Annotated in this window: 21 protein-coding genes; 5 read left to right on the top strand and 16 right to left on the bottom strand. The window is 44.6% G+C overall.

The features are described from left to right. Positions 1 to 9 precede the first annotated feature (9 nt). The 5 genes from L1D15_RS15660 to sixA form a co-directional block, all read right to left on the bottom strand. Positions 10 to 744, bottom strand: a complete 735-nt coding sequence (locus L1D15_RS15660) for an RNA polymerase sigma factor FliA (RefSeq protein ID WP_239836872.1) — start codon at positions 742 to 744, stop codon at positions 10 to 12. After that, positions 737 to 1,624, bottom strand: a complete 888-nt coding sequence (locus tag L1D15_RS15655; protein ID WP_239867661.1) for a MinD/ParA family protein — start codon at positions 1,622 to 1,624, stop codon at positions 737 to 739. The genes L1D15_RS15660 and L1D15_RS15655 overlap by 8 nt, the downstream gene beginning before the upstream one ends. Before the next feature lie 13 nt (positions 1,625 to 1,637). Then, entirely contained in the window at positions 1,638 to 3,119 is a 1,482-nt protein-coding gene (flhF, locus tag L1D15_RS15650; RefSeq protein WP_239876378.1) for a flagellar biosynthesis protein FlhF, read from the bottom strand. 30 nt (positions 3,120 to 3,149) lie between these two features. Next, on the bottom strand, positions 3,150 to 5,243 hold the full coding sequence (gene flhA, locus L1D15_RS15645) for a flagellar biosynthesis protein FlhA (protein WP_239876377.1): 2,094 nt from the start codon (positions 5,241 to 5,243) through the stop codon (positions 3,150 to 3,152). A 160-nt stretch (positions 5,244 to 5,403) separates the two neighbouring features. Next, a complete protein-coding gene (gene sixA / locus L1D15_RS15640) occupies positions 5,404 to 5,868 on the bottom strand; it encodes a phosphohistidine phosphatase SixA (protein WP_239876376.1) in 465 nt (154 codons plus the stop codon). A 238-nt stretch (positions 5,869 to 6,106) separates the two neighbouring features. On the opposite strand from sixA, the gene L1D15_RS15635 reads away from it, so the two are divergent. Next, positions 6,107 to 8,881, top strand: coding sequence for an insulinase family protein (locus L1D15_RS15635; RefSeq protein ID WP_239876375.1), 2,775 nt, complete (start codon positions 6,107 to 6,109; stop codon positions 8,879 to 8,881). Here L1D15_RS15635 and L1D15_RS15630 read toward each other — a convergent pair. Next, a complete protein-coding gene (locus L1D15_RS15630; protein WP_239876374.1) occupies positions 8,873 to 9,472 on the bottom strand; it encodes a VOC family protein in 600 nt (199 codons plus the stop codon). The genes L1D15_RS15635 and L1D15_RS15630 overlap by 9 nt on opposite strands. A 243-nt stretch (positions 9,473 to 9,715) precedes the next feature. On the opposite strand from L1D15_RS15630, the gene argS reads away from it, so the two are divergent. Further along, positions 9,716 to 11,449: an arginine--tRNA ligase gene (argS, locus tag L1D15_RS15625; protein ID WP_239876373.1), complete on the top strand. Its 1,734-nt coding sequence runs from the start codon at positions 9,716 to 9,718 to the stop codon at positions 11,447 to 11,449. Positions 11,450 to 11,548: 99 nt separating this feature from the next. Next, positions 11,549 to 11,977 carry an HIT domain-containing protein gene (locus tag L1D15_RS15620; RefSeq protein ID WP_239876372.1) on the top strand — a complete coding sequence of 143 codons (429 nt, stop codon included), beginning with the start codon at positions 11,549 to 11,551 and terminating at the stop codon, positions 11,975 to 11,977. Positions 11,978 to 12,006: 29 nt separating this feature from the next. Here L1D15_RS15620 and L1D15_RS15615 read toward each other — a convergent pair whose 3' ends face one another. The 5 genes from L1D15_RS15615 to znuA all read right to left on the bottom strand — a co-directional run bounded on the left by L1D15_RS15615 (position 12,007) and on the right by znuA (position 19,737). After that, positions 12,007 to 12,237: a FeoC-like transcriptional regulator gene (locus L1D15_RS15615; protein ID WP_239867639.1), complete on the bottom strand. Its 231-nt coding sequence runs from the start codon at positions 12,235 to 12,237 to the stop codon at positions 12,007 to 12,009. Next, entirely contained in the window at positions 12,234 to 14,510 is a 2,277-nt protein-coding gene (gene feoB, locus L1D15_RS15610) for a Fe(2+) transporter permease subunit FeoB (RefSeq protein WP_239876371.1), read from the bottom strand. Before feoB ends, L1D15_RS15615 begins: the two co-directional genes overlap by 4 nt. Continuing rightward, positions 14,510 to 14,737, bottom strand: coding sequence for a FeoA family protein (locus L1D15_RS15605; RefSeq protein ID WP_239836883.1), 228 nt, complete (start codon positions 14,735 to 14,737; stop codon positions 14,510 to 14,512). The genes feoB and L1D15_RS15605 overlap by 1 nt, the downstream gene beginning before the upstream one ends. A 558-nt stretch (positions 14,738 to 15,295) precedes the next feature. After that, entirely contained in the window at positions 15,296 to 18,631 is a 3,336-nt protein-coding gene (locus L1D15_RS15600; RefSeq protein ID WP_239876370.1) for a helix-turn-helix domain-containing protein, read from the bottom strand. Between the two features lie 233 nt (positions 18,632 to 18,864). Continuing rightward, the gene (gene znuA, locus L1D15_RS15595) at positions 18,865 to 19,737 is read right to left on the bottom strand and encodes a zinc ABC transporter substrate-binding protein ZnuA (RefSeq protein WP_239876369.1); all 873 of its coding nucleotides are present in this window, start codon (positions 19,735 to 19,737) and stop codon (positions 18,865 to 18,867) included. Between the two features lie 82 nt (positions 19,738 to 19,819). On the opposite strand from znuA, the gene znuC reads away from it, so the two are divergent. Further along, positions 19,820 to 20,605, top strand: a complete 786-nt coding sequence (znuC, locus tag L1D15_RS15590; RefSeq protein ID WP_239867626.1) for a zinc ABC transporter ATP-binding protein ZnuC — start codon at positions 19,820 to 19,822, stop codon at positions 20,603 to 20,605. Then, positions 20,598 to 21,383, top strand: coding sequence for a zinc ABC transporter permease subunit ZnuB (gene znuB, locus L1D15_RS15585; RefSeq protein ID WP_239876368.1), 786 nt, complete (start codon positions 20,598 to 20,600; stop codon positions 21,381 to 21,383). Before znuC ends, znuB begins: the two co-directional genes overlap by 8 nt. Before the next feature lie 79 nt (positions 21,384 to 21,462). Here the strand turns inward: znuB and purF are convergent, their stop codons facing one another. The 5 genes from purF to accD all read right to left on the bottom strand — a co-directional run bounded on the left by purF (position 21,463) and on the right by accD (position 26,359). Continuing rightward, a complete protein-coding gene (gene purF / locus L1D15_RS15580) occupies positions 21,463 to 22,977 on the bottom strand; it encodes an amidophosphoribosyltransferase (protein ID WP_239836888.1) in 1,515 nt (504 codons plus the stop codon). Between the two features lie 35 nt (positions 22,978 to 23,012). After that, entirely contained in the window at positions 23,013 to 23,504 is a 492-nt protein-coding gene (locus L1D15_RS15575) for a CvpA family protein (RefSeq protein ID WP_239876367.1), read from the bottom strand. A gap of 62 nt (positions 23,505 to 23,566) precedes the next feature. Further along, positions 23,567 to 24,121 carry an SPOR domain-containing protein gene (locus L1D15_RS15570; protein ID WP_239836889.1) on the bottom strand — a complete coding sequence of 185 codons (555 nt, stop codon included), beginning with the start codon at positions 24,119 to 24,121 and terminating at the stop codon, positions 23,567 to 23,569. Beyond that, positions 24,122 to 25,387 (bottom strand): bifunctional tetrahydrofolate synthase/dihydrofolate synthase, encoded by a 1,266-nt coding sequence (folC, locus tag L1D15_RS15565; RefSeq protein ID WP_239876366.1) that lies wholly within the window; start codon positions 25,385 to 25,387, stop codon positions 24,122 to 24,124. Between the two features lie 45 nt (positions 25,388 to 25,432). Continuing rightward, positions 25,433 to 26,359, bottom strand: coding sequence for an acetyl-CoA carboxylase, carboxyltransferase subunit beta (gene accD / locus L1D15_RS15560; protein ID WP_239836891.1), 927 nt, complete (start codon positions 26,357 to 26,359; stop codon positions 25,433 to 25,435). Between the last annotated feature and the right edge of the window lie 144 nt (positions 26,360 to 26,503).

Genomic DNA, 26,503 nt, shown 5'->3' with positions numbered 1-26,503 from the left:
CAGTGATTTCTAGTCATTATTTGTCCAAACACTCAATTTAGTGCGTAGACGCTGCATTGATTGGCTTAGTATCTGGCTAACGCGCGACTCGCTAACACCAATAACTTCGCCGATTTCCTTCAAGTTTAACTCTTCATCATAATAAAGCGAAAGTACTAGAGCTTCTCTTTCAGGAAGTGATTTAATGGATTCTATAAGTGCCGTACGAAAATATTCATCTGCGACACCCTGAAACGGGATATTTTCTCCGTCTGCATCTTCATGCGAAATCGCATCTTCTGACACACCTAAATCGTCAATACCGATCAATCGAGAGCAGTTAATGTCAGTTAATGCACTGTGGTACTGCGTCAGGCTTATATCAAGGTGCTTAGCCACTTCAGCATCAGTAGGGTCTCGATTCAGTTCCCCTTCCAATTGAGCTATGGCCTGACTGATCTCTCGACTGTTTTTATGAACAGAGCGAGGGACCCAATCCCCGCGGCGTATATCATCAAGCATAGCACCACGGATGCGAATACCAGCATAGGTTTCAAAGCTGGCTCCTTTACTGCCATCGTAGTTTTTTTGGGCTTCTAAAAGGCCGATCATCCCAGCCTGAATAAGGTCTTCGACCTGTACACTCGGCGGCAATCGTCCGAGTAAATGGTGAGCAATCCGCTTCACCAGCACCGAGTATTTCTCTAAAAATGCTCGCTGACTGTTTTGATTTGCGTATTGGTCATAGGTCAATGCCTTATTCACCAAATGGTTCCTCTAACATCTCTGTTCTATGAAGTAAGCGTTCTACAAAAAACTCCAGATGTCCACTCGGTGTCTTAGGAATTGGCCAAGTTAGAGCTTTATTTGCTAACGAACCCAAGGCTAATGACGCTGGCGAGCGAGGAAATGCATCCACGACAATCTTTTGTTTTTTCACAGCTTGTCGAACTTTATCATCCAATGGAATACATGCTACGAGCTCAATGCTAACATTCAAGAATCGCTCTGTGACCAAGGTCAACTTTGCAAACAATTCTCTCCCTTCACGATAGCTTCTGACCATATTAGCAACAATTTTAAATCGTTGAACTTGGTGTTCTTTACTCAAAAGTTTGATCAGAGCATATGCATCAGTGATAGAAGTTGGTTCATCACAGACCACAACTACCACATCCTGAGCCGCACGTGAAAAGCTCACTACCATATCTGAGATCCCAGCAGCAGTATCAATGAGTAGCACGTCCATCTCATCTTCTAAGCTGCCAAAAGCGCGAATTAAACCGACATGTTGTGCGTGGGACAGCTCCGTCATGGACTGCGTCCCTGACGTCGCAGGAATAATTCTAATTCCGTACGGTCCTTCAACAATAGCATCTTGTAGGTCACATTCGCCTGCTAATACATGGCCAAGGTTTTTCTTCGCCCGTATACCCAGCATTACATCAACATTTGCCAAACCAAGGTCAGCATCAAGTACCATGACCTTTTTGCCCTGACGAGCCATACAAATCGCGAGACCTAAAGTCACATTTGATTTGCCCACGCCCCCCTTACCGCCAGTCACTGCAATGACTTTGGTGAGTGAGGGTTGTGTTAAGCGGCGTAGTCCGCTTGCTTGGTCTTGTATCATATTCTTAGTCATAATCGTCCGCCGCCTAGAACCCGTCTGATTCACTATTCCAATAGTGAGGTTCGTCATCTGTCGACTTCTCTAACAATTCATTTGCCTTGGCAACTATATATTTCGGTTGCGCTATCACTATATCTTCCGGGACTCGCTGTCCGTTTGCGATATAAGCCACAGGTAACGAGTTTTGTACTACGACGCTCACAAACTCGCCCAGACTTAGCGATTCATCCAATTTAGTGAGGATACAACCCGACAGTGGGATCCTCTTGAAATGATCGATGGTCTCCTGCAGTACTTTTCGCTGTGCAGTCGCAGGTAGAACGAGATAGCTGTGTATCACTTCACCACTTTCGTGCATAAGCGTATCCAGTTGCTCTGACAGACGTACATCTCTCTGCCCCATACCTGCTGTATCAACCAGAATTAGGCGACGATTTCTCAATTGATATATTACATCGGCTAACTCTTTGGAATCTTTAGCAACTTTTACAGCGCATCCCATAATGCGTCCATAAATCGCTAATTGCTCATGGGCACCAATACGGTAAGTATCGGTTGTCACTAGAGCAACGTTATCTGGACCAAACTCCATGGCCGCTCTTGCGGCAAGCTTAGCCACCGTTGTGGTTTTGCCAACGCCAGTTGGTCCAAGAAGAGCAACCACGCCACCACGCTTAAGAATGTCTTGTTTAGAAATAGGAATCTGATCGGATACCAAACCTAGTAAGGCTTTCCATGCTTTTGTTGGAGGAGTATCTTCTGGAATATAGCAAGCTAGCTGATCAGCAAGCTCAGCCGACACTCCCATGCGCTCAAGACGCTTAATCAACATGGCTCGCAGCGGCTCTCGGCGCTCGACTTCTTGCCACATTAACCCTGAAACTTGATGTTCAAGCAAGCGACGAATTGACGTCATCTCCTCGCGCATATCTTCGAGATCTTCATTACGTACATTTTGCTCTTCTGCACGGCTACGCTCGTAACGAGAGGGATCGAGGCGTGGCGCTGGTCGCTCTGCATTTCGGTCTTCAGCGATCAGGCGAGCGAGTGGAGAGTCTTCTTTTAACTGAACTCCATTTTGCTCATGGCGCGCTGCTGATTGGCGTTTGAGCAATGCGGAGAGCGAGTCAGCACTTTCGGACTCTCTGCCATCAGCTTCACCTACACCATTGCTGTATTGTTTGAGCATATTGGCAAAACGCTTCGTCATTGAACGACCTGAATCTGCTTTAGTCTGCAGGCTTACGCGGTCTTCATCTAGTTGACGCTGCCTAGGTGTCGGTGCACTCTGCGTGTTTGCCGATGCTTGAGAATTGTTGTAGCGAGGTTGGGAGTTGTAGTTAGCGCTAGAGCGCGCTGCCGCCGTCTCATTGTCGACCGCAGCAACAATTTCTACACCACCTGCGACTTTTTTATTAGACATGATTACTGCATCATCGCCCAACTCCCCTTTTACTTGGAGTAGCGCGGTACGCATGTCTTTGGCAAAAAATCGTTTAATCTTCAAAGTAGATATCCGTCTATTAACGCATTAATGCTAGTTACCAACAGCTTGAACAATACGTATTTGTTTCTCGTCTGGGATTTCCTGATAAGAGAGTACGCGTAACGATGGAATTGTGTTCTTCACAAACTTAGCTAGTGTTGAACGCAATACGCCAGAGGTCAGAAGGACGGCGGGCTCCCCTTTTAGCTCTTGCTCTTGAGTCGCTTGAGTTAAAGAAGATTGTAGCCGCTCAGCCAAACCTGGTTCGATACCTGCAGATTCTCCCCCAGATGCTTGCATTGTCTGATGCAATATTTGTTCCAGCTCAGGAATCAATGTAATGACAGGCAACTCTGGCTCTATTCCATTGATTTCCTGAACAATTAGTCGTTTCAACGAGATTCGAACTGCTGCTGTTAGTATGTCAGGTTCTTGACTCTTACTTGAATATTCAGCCAAGGTTTGGACGATAGTTCGGATGTCTCGGATAGGTACCGCTTCATTAAGCAAGTTCTGTAATACTTTCACGACGATACCAAGTTGAAGCTGATCCGGCACAAAGTTCTCGACCAGTTTAGGCGCACTACGCCCAAGCATTTCCAACAAGTTCTGTACTTCTTCATGGCCAATTAAGTTTGAAGCATTATTGGTCAGTAATTGGCTAAGGTGAGTCGCAAGCACTGTTGAAGAATCGACCACGGTATAACCTAGCGCCTGCGCATGTTCACGCTGCTCATCTTTGATCCACACCGCCTCAAGGCCAAAGGCAGGATCAATCGTCGGTTCACCTTCCACCATGCCATACACCTGCCCTGGGTTAATGGCGAGCTCCATATCCGGACGAATTTCTGCCTCACCTACAGCCACCCCCATCAAAGTAATTCGGTAACTGTTTGGGGTCAGCTCAAGGTTGTCACGGATATGGACTGCGGGAATGAGAAAACCGAAGTCTTGAGAGAGCTTTTTACGCACCCCCTTCACTCGCTCTAGCAGTTCTCCCCCTTGATCTTTGTCGACGAGCGGGATCAAACGGTAACCGACTTCCAAGCCAATAACATCAACAGGTTGTACATCATCCCACGATAGCTCTTTTGGCGTGGGAGCATCCTGTTCGGTTGTTGCTGGTAATTTAGCCTTTTCAGCGTCTTTCTTCTGTTTACGATGAATCCAATACGCCCCGCCACCAGCCAGTATCGCCAGTAACAAGAAAGCAAAATGAGGCATGCCCGGCACAACCCCCATTACTCCTAATATACCAGCCGTGATCATCAGAGCTTTAGGGTTGTCAAACATTTGGAAGACAACTTGCTGGCCCATATCTTCGTCAGTGTTCTGACGAGTGACCATGATCGCCGCGCCAATCGAGAGTAATAGAGATGGAATTTGAGCAACTAGGCCATCACCGATGGTCAGCAAAGTATAGATTTGGATAGCCTCGCCAAACGCTAGTCCATACTGAGCCATACCAATCGACAAACCACCGATAATATTGATAAATAGAATCAAAATACCAGCAATAGCATCACCTTTAACAAATTTTGACGCACCGTCCATCGAACCATAAAAATCGGCTTCTTTAGTGACTTCTTGACGACGTGTTCTTGCCTGATCCTGATCGATTAGTCCCGCATTTAAGTCGGCATCGATCGCCATCTGCTTACCGGGTAAGGCATCTAAGGTAAAGCGAGCACTCACCTCAGAGATACGACCTGCACCTTTCGTCACAACCATAAAGTTGATGATCATCAAGATAAGAAATACGACTAAACCAACGGCATAGTTGCCACCAATCACGACACTACCAAAAGCTTCAATCACACTACCCGCTGCGCCCGTTCCCTCATGACCATAGAGCAGTACAACACGGGTCGATGCAACGTTTAATGCCAAACGTAACAAAGTTGCAATAAGCAGTACCGTCGGAAAAGCCGCAAAGTCTAAAGGCCTACGAGTATAGACCGTCACGAGAAGGACAACCATCGCCAATGCGATATTGAACGTAAAGAATAAGTCGAGCAGGAATGGAGGTATCGGTAATACCACCATCGCCAGCGTCGCCAATACCATAATAGGCGCACCTACCGCTGGCATTGCTCTCTGAGGAATGGGAGGTAACTTATCCGCGAACGGCAACGTAAACTTCATAGAGGTGAAATCTATAATTTAACCAAAAAATTAAAGGACTTAGGCCGATATGCAAGTTTCAGTCCATAAGTCCTGTCAATTTTATGGCTACATTAAGATATGGTTATAGAAGCACTAACTCATTGAATTGGCGAGCTTCCCAATTAATCGTGAGAACGCACTAAGGTTGGATATTGAAAAGCAGTTCACCACGTCGTTTTGCTAAGTCATAGTCCACGCACACGATACCTGAGGTAGGAAACATCGGAGGCACCATATCCGGAACCAACTCTGCAGTGAGATACCCAACAAGCGGTAAATGTGACACCAACAATATTGATGCTAGCTCCTCTACCTCGGCTGTCGCTACTACATAGTCCGCCACTTGGTTGGACTCACCGTACGGTGTAATGTCTTCGCATGTTTGGATCTGTTTCGCACTAAAACTGCGTGAGATCTCTTGCCAAGTTTGCTGAGCACGTAAGTAAGGGCTAACTAATACTTTATCGAATTGTGCATAACCTTGCTCTGCGCATGCTCGGGCTACTGCCGTAGAGGCACTGCGCCCTCTCTCTGTCAGCGCACGCTCTGCGTCAGTTGCTGCATAATGCTCAGCTTCCCCATGACGCATAATGAATATTTTCATGGCTTCTTCCTAAATCTGTGATCTTGTAATTATCATCATTGTTATTTTTATACGCTGATTTTTAGCACTTGTTTAAAAATAATTATATCAAGTACCTTGCTAAAGACTTCGACTTTCTTAACAATCTTAATGGACGGATTCATATTTTGTGTATGCTTATATTTCTCAAAGAGATAGTTGGCACTCATCCACATCGCGTACATACTAATACCTAAGCACCTTCAGCGGAGAAATACTTGTGCACATAAGCCCCAATGACACCAACCAATATCGCTACCTCACGTTGGAAAACGGGCTTAGAGTGTTAGCTATTCAAGATAAAGACGCGCAAAAATCAGCCGCAGCGTTAGCCGTCAATGTTGGGCACTTTGATGATCCAATGGATCGTCAAGGCCTTGCTCATTACTTGGAACATATGCTGTTTTTAGGGACAGAAAAATACCCTAAAGTTGGTGAATTTCAAAGTTACATTAACCAACATGGTGGCAGTAATAACGCATGGACTGGTACCGAACATACTTGCTTCTTTTTTGACGTCACACCTTCGGCTTTTGCCGATAGCCTCGACAGGTTTAGTCAATTTTTTACCGCCCCACTCTTTAATCCTGAGGCGCTCGACAAAGAACGCCAAGCGGTTGAATCTGAATACAAACTCAAACTAAACGACGACTCTCGAAGGCTGTATCAGGTCCACAAGGAGCTCGTCAATCCGAAGCATCCATTTGCCAAGTTCTCTGTGGGCAACCTAGAGACATTAGGTGACCGCGGCGGTCAATCTATTCGAGATGAAATCGTTGATTTCCATTATCAGCAATATTCCGCTGACTTAATGACATTGACTGTAATGGGCCCACAGCCGTTAGACGAATTAGAAAGTTGGGTCACCAAAAAGTTTTCAGCCATACCGACTCACAATCTCGCGGGTAAATCAATCGACGTCCCTTATACCGATGAAAACTCCACCCGTATCTTGGTCAATGTCGAACCGATTAAAGACATTCGCAAACTGATTTTGACTTTTCCCATGCCATGTATGGATGAACATTACCGTCAAAAGCCTCTGTCTTACTTTGCTCATCTTCTCGGCTACGAAGGTGACGGAAGCCTGATGCTCGAACTCAAAGAAGCCGGATGGATTACTTCCCTTTCAGCTGGTGGCGGAACCAGCGGAAGTAACTATCGAGAATTTACGGTTAGCTGCGCGTTAACCCCTGAGGGCATAGAGCATGTTGACGATATTGTTCAAGCTATATTCAGTTATTTATCGCTACTAAGCCGTGAAGGTTTTGACGAGTGGCGCTACCTCGAGAAGCAAGCCGTATTGGAATCTGCATTCCGCTTTCAAGAACCCACCAGGCCACTCGATCTTGTCAGCCATTTAGTAGTTAATATGCAGCATTATGCGCCAGAAGACACCGTCTATGGCGATTTTATGATGACTGAATATAATGAAACACTGCTCAGAGGCCTTCTGCAATACCTAACGCCGGAGAATTTGCGTGTCACGCTGATTGCTCAAGGCTTATACTATGATAAACAAGCTCAGTGGTACGCATCTCCTTATTCAGTGTTACCGTTTTCATCGGAACAGTTAGCCAAATATAAAACGCCAAGCGACTTGAACTTCGCGCTTCCACCTAAAAACCCTTTTATCTGTTATGACTTAGATCCTCAACCTGTTGAAGCCCTTTCTGACATACCAGAAGTGATAGAAGAGCTACCAGGGTTTAAGCTATGGCATTTACAAGATCATGAATTCAAGGTACCTAAAGGGGTTATATACGTCGCGATAGACAGTCCTCACGCCGTCGCTAACCCCAGAAATATTGTGAAAACTCGTTTGTGCGTGGAAATGTTCCTCGATTCTTTAGCCAAAGAAACTTATCAAGCTGAGATCGCAGGTATGGGTTACAACATGTATGCCCACCAAGGTGGAGTAACCCTAACACTTTCAGGCTTCAGTAAGAAACAACCAGAGTTAATGAAAATGATCTTGGAGCGCTTTGCCAAACGTGACTTCAGTTCAAAACGCTTTGATACCATTAAGAATCAATTGTTGAGGAATTGGCGGAACGCGGCACAGGATAAACCTATCTCGCAACTTTTCAACGCTATGACGGGCCTGTTACAACCAAACAACCCTCCTTACGCTGATTTGCTCGAAGCCTTGGAAACCATCCATGTGGAAGAATTGGCTGAATTTGTGCAGGCAATACTCGCTGAGTTACATGTCGAAATGTTTGTCTACGGAGACTGGACTCGCTCTGATGCTATCCATCTTGGGACAACACTGAAAGACGCACTTAGAGTACACAACCAACAGTACGAAGAAGCACTGCGCCCTCTAGTGATGCTTGGCAAAAATGGGACTTTCCAGCGTTCAGTGGAGTGTAACCAAGAAGATTCAGCAATTGTCGTTTATTACCAATGCGATGATATAGAGCCACGCAATATTGCTTTGTATTCGCTGGCTAACCACTTGATGTCCGCAACTTTTTTTCATGAAATAAGAACCAAGCAGCAGTTGGGCTATATGGTCGGTACTGGCAACTTACCACTCAATCGTCATCCAGGTATTGTGCTCTATGTACAATCACCCAATGCCGCACCTATCGATCTAATCAGTTCCATTGATGAATTCCTCAATGCTTTCTATATGGTGCTGCTTGAGCTGAATGAGTACCAATGGCACAGCAGTAAACGAGGGCTATGGAATCAGATCGCGACACCTGACACGACACTAAGAAGCCGAGCTCAACGCCTTTGGGTTGCGATAGGTAACAAAGACGATAACTTCAACCAGAAAGAAGTGGTATTAGAGGAACTGAAAACCTTAACTCGTGCAGATATGATCCGCTTTGTTGTCAATGAGCTCAAGCCACGGACAGCAAACCGACTCATCATGCACACCCAAGGAAATGCACATCACGAGTCAGCACCACTGGACTTAGGCCTAGAAATAGGCTCAATAGAAGAGTTTCAACTTAGACCGAAGGATATTGACTTAGGCTGATTGTTCAGACTCGACAATTGTTTTTAATGAATGGGGGTGAAGCTTAATACACACACCCTCATACTTAAACGCCACTGTGGGGTTATTGAGCCGCTCACCCTCACCTTTCGGGCTAGATAACTTGATCTTCACTCCCTGCTCACTTAACTGTTCCCATTGCTTCGCCATTTCTGGCTGTAGGCCCTTAATCTCCTGTAGATATTCATCTGCGGTTTGTGCCTGTGACGGGACAACAAACTCAACATGTTCCCAACTCTGTTGTGGGTAGCGTTTTCCCTCGGCTGGGTAAGGTAGCTCTAAGCATTCTATTGACCAATTTAACGCCTTCAATGGCTCAGTGAATTCAATCACGATGATCGGACGACCATTTATCACCGCATTTGATATTTCACAGCCTTCTTTTAACCACTCTTGATGAGCCAGTTTTGCCAATTCCAAGTCATTGATACGTAATGCAATATGATCCGCCTGAAAAGGACGTAAATTAATATGCAGTTTCTCGCTTAAAGCTTGAATTTTATGCATAAAATCTTCAATCTTGCCTTTCATTTGTGAAGGCATCAATTCAGCATCCAATAGTCTTTGAGACATTTTCATTTATCCAAAACGTTGATTTTTCCGCAATACTAGCAAGAACCTAAGGAAAAGTAGAAAATTTCCCAGTTCACTCCCTATAAGAGAGGCAATAAAGTTGGTATTATGTGCGCCAATTTATGAACTCTACAGAGATATGCATTTATTCCACTAGAGTGGATATTATTCAGCCATAGCCATTGACTAAACTGAATATTTATATGCATATCCAACCAATTCCCAGAATTGAAGGAAGCGCGTGTGAATATCCAAGCACTTATTAACGACAAAGTATCTCAGGCTCTAGAAGCCGCTGGCGCACCGGCAGGTAGCCCTGCTGCAGTTCGCCAATCAGCAAAGCCTCAGTTTGGTGATTACCAAGCAAACGGCGTCATGGGTGTTGCTAAGAAACTCGGTACCAACCCACGCGAATTTGCTCAAAAAGTACTGGATGTTCTGGACCTTGATGGCATCGCTAGCAAAACAGAAATTGCTGGCCCAGGTTTTATCAACATCTTCTTGAGCGAAGAATTCCTTGCTAAACAAGCTGAGTCCGCACTATCTGACTCTCGTCTTGGTGTCGCGCCTGAAACTCAAAAGACTATTGTCGCTGACTACTCTGCGCCAAACGTTGCTAAAGAAATGCACGTTGGCCACCTGCGTTCAACTATTATCGGTGACGCCGTTGTGCGCACACTTGAATTTTTAGGCCATAAAGTCATTCGTGCTAACCACATCGGTGATTGGGGTACTCAGTTTGGTATGCTGATTGCGAACCTTGAGCGAGTGCAAAAAGAGTCTGGCGAAATATCAATGGAACTCGCTGATCTAGAAGCTTTCTATCGTGAATCGAAAAAGCTGTACGATGAAGACGAAGAATTTGCGCTAAAAGCTCGTAATTACGTGGTGAAACTACAAAGTGGTGATGAATACTGCGCTGAGATGTGGAAGAAGCTGGTTGATATCACCATGATCCAAAACCAGCGCAACTACGATCGTCTTAATGTCTCTCTAACTCGTGAGAACGTAATGGGTGAGAGCATGTACAACGACATGCTTCCTGGCATTGTGGCAGACCTGAAAGAACAAGGTCTTGCACAAGAAGATGACGGTGCACAAGTTGTGTTCCTTGAAGAGTACAAAAACAAAGACGGCGAGCCTATGGGTGTGATCATCCAGAAGCGTGACGGCGGCTTCTTGTACACCACTACCGATATCGCTTGTGCTAAATACCGCTACGAAACGCTAGGTGCAGACCGCGTATTGTACTTTATTGACTCACGTCAGCATCAACATTTGATGCAAGCTTGGACTATAGTTCGTAAAGCGGGCTATGTGCCAGAAGAGGTAACTCTTGAGCACCACGCTTTCGGTATGATGCTAGGTAAGGATGGCCGTCCATTTAAGACGCGTGCAGGTGGCACAGTTCGTCTGGCGGATCTACTAGACGAAGCAGAAGAGCGTGCAATCAAACTTATCGAGTCTAAGAACCCAGACTTAGAAACAGCTGAAAAGCAAAACATCGCGAATACGGTAGCGATGGCTGCTGTTAAGTACGCAGACCTGTCTAAGCACCGTACGACTGACTACGTGTTTGACTGGGATAACATGCTGGCCTTTGAAGGCAACACTGCCCCATACATGCAGTATGCTTACACGCGCGTTGCATCTATTTTTGCTAAAGCGGGCATCTCAATGGATGAGTTAGAGGGCGACATTAAGATCACCGAAGAGAAAGAGAAATCTCTTATCGCCAAGCTACTTCAATTTGAAGAAGCCGTGCAGTCAGTTGCTCGTGAAGGTCAACCACACATCATGTGTAGTTACCTATTCGAACTTGCTGGCCAATTCTCCAGCTTCTATGAAGCATGCCCAATTCTGAACACAGAAGATGAGTCTGTTAAACAGAGTCGTCTGAAGCTGGCAGCACTGACGGCGAAGACCATCAAACAAGGTCTTTCTCTGCTAGGTATTGATACACTAGAACGTATGTAATCTAGGGCTTTAGCGATAGAAAATAAAGGTTGATGTGAAAGCATCAACCTTTTGTTTTTTCTGGCGTATACTGGCAAAAAATACTAATAGGAATGAATCATGAGTTTTGAACTCCATCCACAACTGACAAAGGATACTAGCGTCATCGGTCACTTTCCTTTGACTATTGCTCTGCTCCACAAGGACAACGCTGTTCCTTGGGTGATTCTTGTCCCTAAACGGGAAAGTCTTAAGGAGCTGCACCACCTGCCAATGCAAGATCAACAACAGTTCTTACTCGAATCACAAGCAGTAAGCCAAGCATTAGAAGCAACGTTTCGCCCAGATAAACTCAACTTAGGTGCGCTTGGAAATATGGTCCCACAGCTGCATATTCATCATATCGCTCGCTTCAAAGACGACATCGCTTGGCCCGGTCCCATTTGGGGTAACACCAACGGCGTGTTTCGTTCTGAGGAAGAACAACAAACCATGCTTTCTCGCATTCAAAACGTACTATCACTAAGTAGTCTGTTTCGAAAGGCATAAACAATGCCGCTGTTATCCAGCGGCATTGTTTACATTGTAACCGTGAGAGCAATCCCATCCGAACAATTCGCGGAGTAACGCACTCTCATCACCCTGTGAGCTTTATTCGTATCAACCAGTCTAGAGATCTGACCTTTCCTGACCCATACCGCCAGCATAGCATCGACACCATCCTCACTCAGCGCAAATTTCTTAGCAAGCTCTCTCTGACTTACACAGCCCTGCTGTTCGATATACTGTTTCAGCTCTCTCAGGATCATGCTGTTTGTGTCTCCACATAGAGTGTTTGTTTCTCACCTGCAGCTTTAAGAGCGCGGTACGTTACCAAGGAGGCAAGTAGGATGCCTGCAATCCACGCTGAGCTATAAACTGGATGATCAGCAAAATGCATGATTTGGTAATATAAGGCAGCACCACCATAAGCTAAGCCCATTGTCCACGCAGCAATGAAACGCGCATACTTTTGACCAAACTCTCGTACATAAGCTCCCATAGCTGCCACACAAGGGGTGTAAAGCAGGATGAAGATCAAATAAGCAAAAGCCGCATGACTCGATGCAAAGTGCTGATTCAAGTTGCCAAAAATCGAGGCATCCACTTCCTGTTCCTCAGCAACCGTAGAGCTATCCGTTAAGTCACCGACTTCGATACCCAGTGGATCTGAATAGCTTAACCCTGCTAGATTATCAGGAATCGACATCACTGCCTCTTCTAAACTCGCCATCAAGTTAAACTCGGCTTCTTCACCTTCACTAGGCGCATAGAGATTATTCAGCGTACCTACAACCGCCTCTTTTGCGAAAATACCAGTAATGATACCTACCGTTGCTGGCCAGTTATCTTCTTTGACACCAATAGGAGCAAATACAGGTGTCACAACCTGAGAAACTTTAGACAATACGGATGTTTCACTGTCTTCATTACCAAATGAACCATCTGTACCAACAGAATTAAGAAAGCTGAGAATGGTGACCACAACGACAATGGTTTTGCCAGCCCCTAAAACAAATCGCTTAAGTTTCTGCCATGTTTTGATCAGAACATTTTGTACTGTAGGTAGCTCGTAATCTGGCATTTCCATCACTAAGCTATCGCTTGAACCCGGGTAAAGTGTGTGCTTCAACACGAGCCCTGTAAAAACAGCGGCTACTATACCCAGCAAATACAATGCAAACACAATATTTTGACCACTTTCTGGGAAAAATGCGGCAGCAAACAAAGCATATACCGGCAGGCGAGCACCACAGGACATAAATGGTGCCATTGATGCCGCTAACTTACGTTCGCGCTCTTGATCTAGGGTACGTGTCGCCATGATTGCCGGTACATTACACCCAAAGCCAAGTACTAGTGGAACAAATGCTTTGCCCGGTAAACCAATTTTTTGCATCACTTTATCAAGTACAAACGCTGCACGTGACATGTAGCCCGAGCTCTCAAGAACGGCAAGGAAAAGATAGAGGCAGGCAATCACTGGAATAAAGGTTGCCACCGTCTGAATCCCCCCACCAACGCCATCAGCAACTAAGGTGACAAGCCAAACAGGAAGGTGTTCGTCGAGTAAATAGTGCCCTCCATCAACCAATAAGGCACCAACACCAATATCAAAGAAATCAATGAACGCACTTCCGATGTTAATTGAGAACATAAACATCAGATACATAACCACAAAGAAAAACGGCACTCCAACCCACTTATTCAGGATGACGTTGTCCACCTTTTCGGTAAAACTATGACTGAGCTTTCCTTCTGTTCGGCGCACTCTTTTACACTGTTCATGTAAGAAGGTGTACTTAGTGTCGGCAACTAATAAATCAATATCCAGCTCTATCGATTGCTGAACATTGGCAATCATACTTCTCTCCTCTGAAGAGAGGCTATTGAGGACAAGCAAGTCTTGCTCTAATGCGCGAATTGAAAGCGCTCTTGCAGATACTTCAGAGTGGTTTTCAAAAATAGGTTGGATCTGCTCGATTGCATATTCAAAATCTGATTGGTAATGGATATTCAGCTCATCCAGCGCTACACCTTGGACAACAGCTTTGTGTAAACGCTCTTTAAAGCGTTGAACCTGCCCATTATTATTCGCTGATAGCGCAAACACCGGACAACCCAACACTTTTTCTAGCGCTTTAATATCGATCGTCTGGCGTTCTCGTTTTAAGGCATCCATTTTATTTAGCACGACCATCATAGGTCTGCCTAATTCACGTAGTTGAAGCGTCATATACAAGCTGCGCTCTAAACAAGTCGCATCAACAACATTAATAATCAGGTCCGCTGGATGAGTTAATACGGCACGAGAAGCAATGGACTCATCGATACTGTTACCATCATTGCCACTATCAAGCGCATAAATACCGGGTAAGTCAGTCAGCATGAATTCATCACCTGAATGGCGATATCGACCTGTTTTCTTTTCGACCGTAACTCCAGCCCAGTTACCGACTTGCTGCTTTGCCCCAGTCAGACCGTTAAACAGCGTGGTTTTGCCACTGTTTGGATTACCAACGGTTAAAATGTGGTACTTCATTAGCTAGCCTCCACAAGAATAGCGTTCGCAATATTGGTTCTCACCGCTAAAGAAACGCCACGCACTTCAACTTGAAGCGGATCGCCCATTGGCGCTTTGCGGATAAGCGTAACTGGTGTTTGCGGCAATAACCCCATAACCATGAGTTTTTTTCGGACATCGCTTGAAAGCTCAGAGAAACCAGTAATGGTTGCTTTTTGTCCTTGTGTTAGATCTGACAGTTTCATAGACAGGCCAATTAAAGATAAAAATGAGAAATATTATTATTAAGAATTTAGATATTAGCCCGTGTGAAATTTTTAAATCTTGTCTGAAATCAAACATTACATTTATGGAACGTCACTTTCGTTAATTAAAGCCTCGTTAAATCCGTTAAAAGCCATAATTAATGTCACTTAATCAGCTAGTTTTATTGAGTTCCTTTCATTCAAAAACAAAATAAAAACAATAAATATCAAAAACTTAAACCAAGTGTCGTTTTTGTCATGTAACCTTGGCGTTAATTTTATAAGTAAAATAAGTCGATAGTTTTATAGTTAACCACGTCGACGAGGAAAGCTTCTTGAAGACATTGAATTCCAGAGGTGGTGCTACCGCACCACTCCGGCAGCAAGCGAAGGTGTCATTGACACCCGTGGTATAGTCCCCCCGGCTATACCACGATATTTTTTTCATCACGCATCACGCATCACGCATCACGCATCACGCATCACGCATCACGCAGAGTGTTCATTCAAACAACCTCAACACAACACTTTTTACTTAATGCAGAGAATCGCCTTAGATTACTGTTCTTGTTCTTCAATGAACTGAGAAGGGGAAACACCAAAACGATGTTTAAATCGCTGGCTGAAATAGGAAGGGTCATTAAACCCGCACTCGAATGCGACATCAGAGATCTTCTCTCCTGCAAGTAAACGTCGGCATGCATAGTCCAAACGCACTTCCGTGACATAGTCCATAAACGTACGTTGTGTGGCGGTCTTAAATCGACGTTGCAAACTGCGTTCTGATACAAACATCTGCTTAGCGGCCAGAGCCGTGCCAAATTCTGGGTCAGAATAGTGTTTTATAACCAGCGCTTCGAGTTTTTCAACCCATGGATCTTTCTCTTTAGATTGCTCTTCGAATAATCCTGTATCAGTCAGATGAACAATCGAATTTTCTTCAAACTCACTACCCACAGGCCACACGCACTCAAGCAAATTTCTCTCATTTGAACTATATCGATGGAAACAACCTCCACTTTCTTTGACGAGAGACTCGATCTCATTCCATAGTTCTTCAGCTGATACTGAATCTTCATCAAGCTTTTTACCTTGTTCAGTGATAGAAAAATGGACTTTTCTATCCTCGACGCGGCAAGCCATCAAAACGACTTGTCCGCGATACATACGTTTGATCAGGTTATCAATCAGAAGATTAAACACACTATCTAAGTTAAACACGTCGAGCGTGACGTAAATGTCTTTATCTTGATCCGAACTTATCTCAACAGATAGACCGGCTTTATTCAGTTCTTCTCGCCAACCATCCAACGCTGAGCGCAATACCAGAGACAAGTTGTACACTGGTAAGGCATCACCATTTGCCGCACGTACATTGAGGAGCAAATCTAATTCATGAATCAAAAAGCTCATGAGTTGTTGCTTCCCCTGCTCCGATTCTGAAATGACTTGAGCTGCACAGCTTTGCAATCTTTCACGCAACGATTGCACCGACTGGCGGTAAAGAATACGCCTTATTTGGAGCTGCTTTCTTAATTGATCGTTGTTAGTGAGTAAAATTCGGCTTTGATGACGCAACTGGTTCGTCTTCAATGCAATCTGTGATTTTAACTCTTTATTCGTTCTCGCCATTATTCGTGAACGCCAATAAATTACTATCGCTAACAAAACTAAAGTAAGGGCAATATATGACAAGATCGCATACCCGCGTAAATACCAAGGCTCTTCAACCGAGAACACGAACGGATCGATCGCGCTTTGAGCCATGCCATTACTGACCACTCGTGCTTCAAGTGCATAATGTCCTGGAAGAATATGCTCAATGGTTAGCTTCATTCCCTCAAGATCTTGCCACTCTTCCTGAGATCCGAGCCGGTATTGAAGCGCGACATGACTCACCTGAGGCAGCACTCCAAACTGAAAAGCAATTGGCTGCCCATACTTTACATGTGGGGCATTGAATAGGCTTCCACCAAGAGAAAATAGCTCTTGATTAGCAGTGACTTGGCTAATAATGGCCTGTACTTTCGGCGGATGACTCATACTCAGGCTTTGGGTATCAACCTTGACCAAGTTTCGCCTAGAACCAAGTAAGAGGTTTTGCTGACTTTCTGAGCCTAGACTGCATAAGCCTGATAGGAATTCGTTGTTTACTAAACCCAATGGCTCACCAAAATGTGCTGCAATTTCCCCATTGCTTGTATAACGAGTGAGCCCTGCAGAAGAAGTCATCCAAATACCTTTCCCATTGCTAAGCAGACACTTAGGGGTAATATGATTCTCTACCATACCTAGAGGTTCGAGTTGGAAACTGGCTAGATCTAACCGGTACAAACCGTAAGTACTCGCTACCCAAATTTCCCCTGTCTTACCTTCCTCTATGCTCACAACTCGCCCAAAGTGTTCCGAATCATCAATATAATGAATCTGACCATCAATCAGAACATAAGCGCCATGATCAGTACCAAGTACCAAACTGCCATCATCAGTAACGGACATCTGAGTAAGTTGTGCAGGTAAGTACTGATTCAGCATCCAATCTGAGCCATATTGCACCAGCTCACGATTGTTTGTATCGAAACGCCATAACTTATGGTCGCTGGCCCCCCAAACTCGACCTTGCTTATCCAGTTCTAGCAATTCAACCGATGAGGTCTTTAAAAAATTGGGCAAACTGTCTTTGAGCAATGCACCAGATACACTATCAATACAAATGATGCCATTGTCAGTGGCTAGCCACAGCGTACCGTTATGCTCAATGACATTATTCACTCTGCCTTTATATACCAGTTTTCTGGAAGGTCTGTTATTGAGTTTAAGGGTATACACGCCCACACTGGTCACCATCCAAAATCCGCCTCGACTGTGCATATTCTTTAGCTGAATCAGCTTTTCCGACGTAGAGCCATGGTTGATCATCAAATTTGGAAAGCGTTGAAAATGATGAGAAAACAAGGAAAAGTAATGAATTCCCCTCTCTGTAGCGATCCATATGCCGCCACGACGATCATTCAGCAATGAATAGACCTTTTCACCAGGCAAAGCATTGCTATACGTCAAGGTTCTCAAGGCATAGCGGCTCTCACTCGATCCGAAAGAATAAACCTGTAAGCCTGATTCGGTGCCCAGCCAGTATCCATCTTCTGTCTCAGCAATACTGAGAACATGACCTCCTGGTATGCGTTTGAGCGGTCCGTTAGGATGACTAATACTGAAAAGGATGGCTCCGCTTCGAGTCCCAACAACCAACTCTTGTCGCCTCTCAGAAAAATAGAGCGTTTCGATGTGATTCTTTCCAGAGCGAGGAGCATGCTCAAAATGATCCCCATCTGACAAGTACACACCTGAATTTGTTGCTAAAACCCATTTTGATTTAATGAGTTTGGCATCCGTTATACTGATTTCTGCCGACTGATTATACTGATACAACTCCATTAAGGAGTATGAAGAAAAATCTCCGCTTTCAATATGATAGGTGTAAAAATTGGCAGTATCGGATACCCAAACATAACGTCCGGAAACCCCTATCCGTAAAATTTCCGTACCAGGTGTAAGACTAAACATGAGTTCTCGTGACTTACCCGGAGTAGTACGATAAATCTCATTACCAGCAAAAGACCAAAATGCGTTATCGAGAAACGCAATATGTACTGGCTTAAACTCAAGTGCGGAGCCTGATTTAGGCAAGATGTTTTGACCGTCAAAAAATAGCACTTGATTCCTGACATCCTGAAACCAAATACCACCATTTTCGGCAAGAAAAAGCTCTTTTGCCGCAAATGCCTTCCCCTTAGCCTGTGTCGGTAAGGGATAAAAGACCGATAAAGGAAGATCCATAGCAACAGCTAAACGAGCTATAAAATATAGTGCCAGAAAGCAAACGGCTCTTTTCACTCACAATTCCCTGCATCCCCAGCCACAATACTCCAATAAGAGTGACAACATGGCTGCTTGATTGACAATATCCAGTTCTATGTAGACAACGTCATTAAATTATTTTGTGCCAATAATTATCTTGTATTTAGACGGATAAACAAGATGTTGCTTCAAAGAATCCAGCTTTTCTTCTTCAATTAAATCGAAAAAGGGAAGCATTGCGCTTCCCTAGGTTATTCATTAACCGATGTTTACTCGCCCAAACACTCCGTAAAGCTGTCGGTAATGGACTGAATGAAAGTAAAGTAGCTACCAGGCCCAACTGGAATCTCCGATCCGATAGGATCAAGAATACCTTGCTTTGCTTGGCTTCCTCGCGTCACCGAATTCACAACTGCTGGAGTAAATTGAGGCTCAGCAAAGACACATTTAGCATCTCCTTTCGCTAATGCTTTTTTTATTTTTATCAGAGTTTTAGCTCCCGGTTTTCTTTCGGGACTTACCGTGAATTCACCTAAATGATTCAACCCATAATGCTGTTCAAAGTAGCCATAGGCGTCATGGAAAACGTAGTAACCAACATCCTTAATAGGCTCAAGTGCCGCACGCCACTTCTTGTCATACTCATTTGAGTTGTTTAAGAACGCTTGATAGTTGGCCTGATATGTTTCTTTGTTTTTAGGATCTAACTCACCTAGCTTTTCACTTATCGCTTCTGCCACTTGTATACTTTGCTCATAACCAAGCCAAAAATGTGGGTCATGCGAACCATGGTTGTGCCCATCATGATCATGATGACTGCCATCAAATTCACGCAACGCTAAGCCCTCAATTTCACTGACCATCAGCACATTTTTCCGTCCTTCTAAAACCTTAGATAGAAATGGCTCTAAATCATGACCAAACCAAATGACTAAATCTGCTTTTCTGATCCTTTTCACATCGGAAGGTTTCAACGCATAGTCATGGGGAGAGGTATTTGAATCAAGCAATAATTCTGGCTCAGAAACACCTTGAGTGATCTCATAGGTAATCATTTGAATCGGCTTGATACTAGTCAGTATCTCGCTAGCATAAGCACTACCTATCGCAAAAATGGATAACAAAGGAATTAGATGTTTCATAAATCAATACCACTACTCTCTGGCGTTAAAGTTTGACAAATGTTACATTATAACAATAGTTATTTGCAAATGAGTTCCATTCATGTCGGCATTAGTCGAACTTCAACAAGTTTGCGTTCAGTTTGGTGAGCGTAAAGTTCTCGATAATATCAGCCTCAACATCAAACGAGGCGAGATAACCACTTTAATTGGCCCCAATGGCGCAGGAAAATCGACACTTGTAAAAGTGCTTTTAGGCCTTCAAAAAAAGTTCACAGGCTCCGTAAAACGATCCAAGGGCTTGAAAATTGGTTATGTCCCACAGAAGCTCAGGCTTAATGACTCACTCCCTCTAAACGTTAAACGCTTTATGAAGCTGGCAGGTAAATACAGCGAACAAGAATTACAAGATGCGCTAAAGCTTGTCGGCGCAGAGCACCTGATAAAGTCTAATATGCACTCGCTATCGGGAGGAGAGAATCAACGCATTCTACTGGCGAGGGCTTTGTTACAACGGCCTGATCTATTAGTACTGGACGAGCCAGCTCAAGGGGTCGATGTTCAAGGACAGATTGATTTGTACGATTTGATTGACACCATTCGCCATCGCTTTAGCTGTGCTGTATTCATGGTCTCGCACGACTTGCATCTAGTGATGGCAAAAACGGATGATGTGATCTGTTTGCATCATCATATTTGTTGTTCAGGAGCCCCTGCCGATATCACCAAACACCCAAGCTACATTGCTTTATTCGGTGAAGTGCGTAGTGAATCTCTCGCCTTCTACCATCACCAGCATCAACACCATCATCATGATCTCGCGGGTGATCCCGTTTCAGGTGAAGCGTCTACTTGTTCCCATCATTCACACGGTCATCACCATGATTGAGTTTTTGTTACCTTCTATTCTAGCCGGCCTTGGCATCGCAGCTATCGCTGGCCCGCTTGGTTCGTTTGTCGTCTGGCGCAAGATGGCCTACTTTGGCGATACCTTAGCACACGCATCACTGATGGGGCTTGCTCTTGGCTTCTTACTCGACGTCAATCTTTATTTTGCTTTGATCGTCTGCTGTCTTGCACTCGCTTTCATTTTGGTAGCGCTGCAAAGACAGCAATTAGTCGCCACTGACACCTTGTTAGGCATTTTAGCTCACAGTGCACTCTCTTTAGGCTTAGTGGCGGTTAGCTTCCTAGACAATGTTCGTATTGATTTAATGAGCTACCTATTCGGTGATTTACTCGCAGTGACTCCCACCGATCTTGTTTATATCTATGCGGGAGCCGCGCTTGTGTCCGTCATATTGTTTTGTTTTTGGCGTTCACTGTTGGCCACAACGGTCAACGAAGATTTAGCTGCCGTTGAAGGGCATAATGTTGACTTAATGAGACTTATTCTGATGATTATGGTTGGTTTAGTCATCGCAATTGGTATGAAGTTTGTGGGGGCGCTCATCATGACATCGCTTTTAATCATTCCCGCAGCCACAGCGCGACGTTTCTCCAAGACACCTGAACAAATGGCGTTCATGGCCTCTTGTATTGGCGCAATAGACGTTCTACTTGGATTAAGTTTGTCATGGCACTATGACACCCCAGCGGGCCCTTCCGTTGTCATCAGCGCAGCGGCCATGTTTATGTTGACCCAGTTATATCGTATCAGATACTAAAGATTGGAGATAAAAAGAAGGGCTGATGCATTGCATCAGCCCTTCTTTTTTATGTGTCGCTTGCATAACGAAGCTCCTTCTAAGCCCCTTCGTTATGCAACTCAAGATTAGCCAAGTCCTGTTGAATCTCTCGCTGGATCTTAGCATCGTCACTACGCAAAGACTGTAGGAAGTCCAGATACTGCTGGTCAATATCACCCGTTACGTATTCACCATTAAAAACCGACGTTTCAAATTTGGTGATGTCTGTATTGCCCATTCCAACAGCTTTCACTAGGTCATCCAGAGTTTGGAAAATCAACTCATCCGCACCAATTTGCTTACATATTGCATCGTTGTCACGCCCATGAGCGATGAGTTCATTCGCACTAGGCATATCAATGCCATACACATTAGGGAAGCGAATTTCAGGTGCGGCTGAAACCATAAAGACTTTCTTCGCGCCTGAATCACGTGCCATTTCAATGATTTGTTCTGATGTGGTGCCACGAACAATTGAATCATCAACAAGTAAAACATTTTTATCTTTAAATTCTGAACGAATTGCATTCAGCTTTCGACGTACCGACTTTTTACGTTGCTGTTGTCCCGGCATGATGAAGGTACGGCCAACGTAGCGGTTTTTCACAAACCCTTGACGGTAAGGTTTATCGATAGCTTGTGCGATCTGTAGTGCAATATCACATGAGGTCTCTGGAATCGGGATAACCACATCGATATCGAGATGACTGAAATCATCACGAATACGCTCACCTAACTTTTTACCCATCTCAACACGAGCACTGTAAACTGAAATCTTATCGATAAATGAGTCTGGACGTGAGAAATAGACAAACTCAAAAATACATGGATTCAAAGCTGGGTTATCAGCACACTGCTTGGTATGTAACTGGCCGTCAAAAGTCGCATAAATGGCTTCGCCCGGTGCTACGTCACGAATGAAATCAAAGCCAACAGCATCCAGTGCCACAGACTCCGATGCCACCATATATTCAGTCGTATCTCCAACTACACGCTTACCAAGGCAAAGAGGACGGATTCCATTTGGGTCACGGAAAGCTATCATGCCGTGACCAATGATCATCGCTGATACTGCATAAGCACCGCGAATCGTGCGATGTACGTTCGTCACTGCGCGAAAAACATCTTCTGCTGTGACATTTCCCTTTACAGTATCAATCTCGTGAGCAAGCACATTGAGTAAAACTTCAGAGTCAGAGGTCGTATTCACATGACGGCGATCTTTCTCAAACAGTTTCTCACGCACTTCCGCCGAGTTAGTTAAATTACCATTGTGAGCGAGCGTAATACCAAAAGGAGAGTTTACATAGAAAGGTTGAGCCTCTGAAGCACTTGAGCTACCTGCTGTTGGGTAGCGAACATGGCCAATTCCGACCGTTCCCTGAAGGCGTTGCATATGTTTAGCTTCAAACACATCCTTAACTAAACCATTCGCCTTCCTCAGACGAAAACGATTGCTTTCTATGGTACAAATACCCGCGGCATCTTGGCCACGATGCTGCAACACAGTCAGTGCGTCATAGATAGACTGGTTTACAGGCGTTGTACCCACGATTCCAACAATACCACACATGTCCTAATCCTCGATTTGCGACAATGGCTGGCGCGCTATAGCGCGCCAGATAAGAAACTCGATGTTGCTTGCAAGTGCTCGAAGAAAGGCGCAATGATACGGCTAAACTCTGGTACCAATTGCGAGCTTCTCCACCACTCTGAGTCTGGAAACGACGTAAACGCATCCATAAAAAATAATGCAGCAGAAACAATCAGGACACCACGTAAGCCGCCAAAGACGACACCAAGTACTCTGTCTGTTCCCGACAAACCTGTTTTCTGTACCAACTGAGCAATGACATAGTTGACTATAGCCCCTACTATCAAAGTTGAAACAAACAAGGCTGCAATCGCTGCTCCGTTACGAAACATGTCGTCTTGGATATTGGAAAAGTACACCGCCAATTTTGCGTAGTACTGACTGGCGATAAAAAACGCCCCAAACCAGATAACCAAAGACAATGCTTCTTTTGCAAAGCCACGAATTAAACTGATCAATGCCGACAGGCCGATCACACTTAAAATGATAATATCTAACGAATTCATCTGTTCTTACATCTTAAGTTGGCGCGCATTTTAACAGAAAAAACGCTGACGCAAACGTTTTCTTATGGATTTAATGGTTTAAATTTGAGCAATCGACCTTTTGAACCAGTAATTTTCTCCAGTTCCACAACTTGTCTCTCTAACTTACTCTTTGAGATGTCAGGGCCGATAATGACACGAGTGAAGCCATTTTCGAGTTTGGTGTGTGCTTGATAACCACGCTTTTGAAGATCCTTGACTACGTTCTTCGCATTTTCAGCATTCTTCAGTGCCATCAGCTGAATTATCCAAGCACTGTCCTGATATTCGTTGCGTTCAGGAACCTCTTTAACTGCGACTGGGAGTGGTTCGTCATTCACTTTTTCAGCGGAAGCTGGAGCCTCAACTTCTTGTGCAATAACTTCAACCGGCGTTTCAGGCAGGCTTGCTGAATCATCTATCGGTTCTAAAACTTCAAAGCTTTCTACATCGCTATCAAGCTCTGGTTTAATAGGAATGCTAGCAATCTCTTCTTTGTAATGTGTTTTCTTACCATCGAGGACATCCGGTAATACGATGACGCCGATTGCGACCAGAATAATGGTGCCAACCAAGCGGTTTTGAAATTTACTCGCCATTTACTCTCCTTGGCTCTGCCAGTACTCAAGGACTTCACCCACAGTATGGAATGAACCCAATACTAAGATGACATCTTTACTCTGTGAGTTTGTCATCGCGGCTTTAAAGGCGTCAACAGGGCTATCATAACGCTGATTATTTTCAGGTAAGAAGACACAAAGTTCATCGGCACTCGCCGCTCTTGGACCTTGTAATGAGGCAGGGTACCACTGGCTAGCAATAGGCGATAAAACTTCCAGAGTGGCTTTAATATCCTTGTCATGCAACATAGCGACAACAGCGTGGACCTTCTTGCCGGAGTATTGTTCCTGAATTTGACCGAATAAATACTCTGCCGAGTGAGGGTTATGCGCAACGTCAAGAATAATGGTTGGCTCTGTACTGACAATCTGCATTCTTCCAGGTAGCTGGGCTTCTCTTAACCCTTTGACTATATTGATATCGGAGATATCCAGATTTGCTGAAGCTAGCGCCATCAATGCGGTGGCTGCGTTCTGCAGTGGCAAGCTAGGGATAGGAAGTGCGTCAAGTTCATAGGGGCCATGACTCCAACGCCAAGTATTCTCATCCTCAATGTGGTAGTTGTATTGGATTCCAACCTGAAACAACTCCGCACCAATATCATCAGCATGCGCTGCCACAGTAGATGGCGCTTTAGGCTGACCACAGATTGCAGGCTTACCACTTCGGTAAATACCTGCTTTCTCATAGCCAATCACATTAATGTCATCACCGAGCCAGTCAACATGGTCTACTGCTAAGCTGGTAATCACGGAGACGTCGTGCTCAACAACATTCGTTGCGTCCAGTCTCCCGCCTAAACCAACTTCAAGTAAGACAATATCAACGTTTTCAGTTTGAAAGAGACGCAATGCTGCAAGTGTCCCATATTCGAAAAAGCTTAGGCTAATATCACCGCGCTGATTTTCTATAAAGGCGAAAGCCTCAGTGTGCTTTTCATCCTCTAGATCTTGACCATTAATACGAACACGCTCGTTATAACGAATAAGGTGTGGCGAGCTATAGACACCAACAGAATATCCAGCATCAAGCAAAATAGCTTCCATCAGTGCACAGGTCGAACCTTTGCCATTGGTACCGGCAACAGTAATAACTTTTGGGGCAGGCTTAACTAGTTTGGCTTTTTCAGCGACAGTTTGGACACGCTCTAAGCCAAGGTCGATTGCAGAAGTGTGTATGGTGGTTAAATAATCAAGCCACATCGCAAGAGAGGATGTGGCTTGAGGAATTTGGGTTTGACTCATCTAACTCTAAACCAAGTAATTGTGGTTGTTTGTTAGTATGTTACTTTACCCTTTTTCGTCCGCTTCTGGTACAGAATAAGCAGCTTCATTTTGTGAATCGTTCACAGAAACTACCAGAGGCGAGGGTTGATTGGTCATTTTAGCGATCAAGCTCCCCACACGCTGGCGCATTTCACGGCGATCGACAATCATGTCGATCGCGCCATGCTCAAGCAAGAATTCGCTACGCTGGAAACCTTCTGGTAGATCTTCACGTACTGTCTGCTCAATAACACGGCGACCAGCAAAACCAATCAATGCTTTTGGTTCACCAATATTTACATCACCGAGCATAGCTAGACTTGCCGACACACCACCCATGGTTGGGTCTGTCATTACTGAGATAAACGGTAAACCATTCTGAGAAAGACGCTCCAAAGCCGCACTCGTCTTCGCCATTTGCATCAGAGACATAAGTGCCTCTTGCATACGTGCACCGCCGCTTGCAGAAAAACAAACTAAACCACAGTTGTTCTCTATCGCTGCCTCGACCGCACGAACAAAACGAGCACCAACGACGGAGCCCATCGAACCACCCATGAACGAAAACTCAAATGCACAAGCGACGATAGGCAGACCTAACAGTTCACCTTTCATTACAACAAGCGCATCTTTCTCACCGCTACTCTTTTGTGCAGCAGAGATACGATCTTTGTATTTTTTCGAATCTTTGAACTTCAGCTTGTCTTGTGGCTCAAGTTCATCCGCTAATTCTACGCGGTTGTCTTCGTCCAGAAATGTTTCAAGGCGACGACGAGCCTTCATACGCATGTGATGATCACATTTTGGACATACTTCTAGGTTACGCTCTAGTTCAGCGTGATAAAGCACTTGTTCACAAGACGTACACTTAGTCCAAACACCTTCTGGGATGGACGCTTTACGTGAACTAACAATGTTGCTTTTTTCTAAAATCTTTTCAAGCCAACTCATGGAAGACCTTTTTCTCTACATCGCCTCCGCACGGTGCGAAGGACAAAAATTCTGAATTTACGCGAGAGGATTAAAGCATATAAAATGCCAAGTGTAGACAAAAAACTGGTTGTACCTATTTCTTACACTAATGTCTCACGCCCT

It is taken from the genome of Vibrio sp. Isolate25 (genome assembly GCF_022398025.1).
GTDB lineage: Bacteria > Pseudomonadota > Gammaproteobacteria > Enterobacterales > Vibrionaceae > Vibrio > Vibrio coralliilyticus_A.
This window is presented reverse-complemented; position numbering and strand designations above follow the sequence as displayed.